Origin of the sequence: Streptomyces sp. RP5T (assembly GCF_003933965.1) — a bacterium.
GTDB lineage: Bacteria > Actinomycetota > Actinomycetes > Streptomycetales > Streptomycetaceae > Streptomyces.
The window spans coordinates 1-1,725 of sequence record NZ_RSAJ01001002.1 but is presented as its reverse complement, the minus strand read 5'-3'; the positions used below and the strand labels follow the sequence as shown (position 1 = coordinate 1,725).

Below are 1,725 nucleotides of genomic sequence, written 5' to 3'. Positions count from 1 at the left end.
CCGCCCAGGGCAGCAAGCTCACCGCCTCCGCCTACCGCCCCTACGCGGACGGCGGAACCGACATCGCCGTGACTGTGGTTGTCGAGGCCGAGCCAGGCGGTACCGGGCGCAGCACATACGAACACCGCGAACTGACCCGAGTGCTGGACGCTGCCGTCAAGGGCGACAGCCAGGCACAGGCCGCACGCACACCCATCGATCTCAACGGCGCGACCGTGGCCACGCCGGACGTGGCCGTACCCGTCCGCTCGTTCGCCACACCAGTGACCGCCGCGCCACCCGTGGCGCCCACCGTTGCCACCGTCGACGGAGGCGAGTTCTTCCGCCAGCTCACGCGCGTACTTCCGGTCGCGGCCAAGGACGAGATCCTGCCGATTCTGACGGGCGTGGAACTCCGCATGTGCACCGGCACCTTGCGGCTCAGGGCTACAGACCGGCACCGCGCCGCCGAGACTGTCATGCCAGCCCAACCCTGGGACCACCACGCGGAGACGTGCGCCTACCGCGCGCTCATCCCGAGCAACGTCCTGCGCCAAATGGTGAAGTTCAGCGGCACCTACAAGGGGCCCGTGGCACTCGGTCTGCCCTCCGAGACCGTCACGACTGCCGAGGTGCTTACGACCCCTGAACTGGGGGTGGCCACGCTGGAGTTCGGATCCACCACCCTCACTGCATGGCGGCTGGACGGAGTCCTTCCCCCTTCCGTGTTCGCGCCCGTCGCAGACAGCGGAACGCTCACCCTGCCCCGCAAGGACCTCATCCGGGCCGTCAGCAAGGCACGGGCGGTGGCCACGGCGAAGGGGGCAGCCGAGCAGTGGGCCCAGGTCATCCTCACGCACAGCGACGACGAGACAGGGGTCCTGCGCGTTGTCCCACGCTTGCCACAGAAGGACGAGCAGGACCGAGCCACCGGTTCGGCTGTAGCCGCAGCGTGCGAAGCGCAGGAAGCCGCACCGCTGGGGGGTGCACCGCTGATCACCACGGGTGCCTATCTGCTGGCAGCACTGGCCGCGTTCGACAGCGAGTCCGTCACCCTGCACCTGCCGCCCCAGCGTGAAGGACGCAACCACGCACCCTTCGCGATCACCGCGACCGGTGAGAAGGACGAGGGATATCACCGGCAGATCCTTGTACCCGTACAGCTCTCCCACGACTGAGCAGCTTGCTTGCATCACCAAGAAAGCGTATGATTATCATCGTTGGAAGCGGGCGGCAACCCGCTTCCGGCGCCAACCCACCACACCCTCAGAAGGAGCCTGCATGGACCTGCTGTTTCTGATCATCGAAACCCCCTCGGGACGTGTGCACGCTCGCGCCGAGCCCCGAGGCAGTGACGCCGTTGTCTACACGCTCGGGGGCGCCCTGCGAGGCGCCGTCCACGTCACCGGCACCCACCACCCGCACCACTGGGACCAGTTCACGGCCCTGCGTGCCAGCTTCGGATCTGCCGACGCCATGGCCGCACTCCCGCCCGCCGACTCCCTGCCCCGGCTGCGCAACAGCACCGCCCGACACACCGGCTACCTGCTCGCATGGGAAGGTCCGGCCGGACCGCAGTGGGAACAGGGCCGGATCGCGTCCACGTCGGGCAAGCCGCCCTCCCCCAAGACCGGGGACACGCTCAGGACCGTCCTGCACGCCGTCGCCGAGGACGCCGCCCGCCGCCCGGACTGGGCCCAACTCCTCGACGCCTCACGCGTACGCAAGACCCCTGCGCTCCTGGAC

1 protein-coding gene and 1 pseudogene are annotated in these 1,725 nt (G+C 69.0%); both read left to right on the top strand.

Annotated elements, in window-relative coordinates:
- A partial coding sequence (locus EHS43_RS43920) for a hypothetical protein (RefSeq protein ID WP_148104322.1) occupies positions 1 to 1,157 on the top strand: 1,157 nt, incomplete at its 5' end.
- Between the two features lie 103 nt (positions 1,158 to 1,260).
- Positions 1,261 to 1,725: pseudogene (locus EHS43_RS43915) on the top strand (hypothetical protein); the annotation flags it as partial.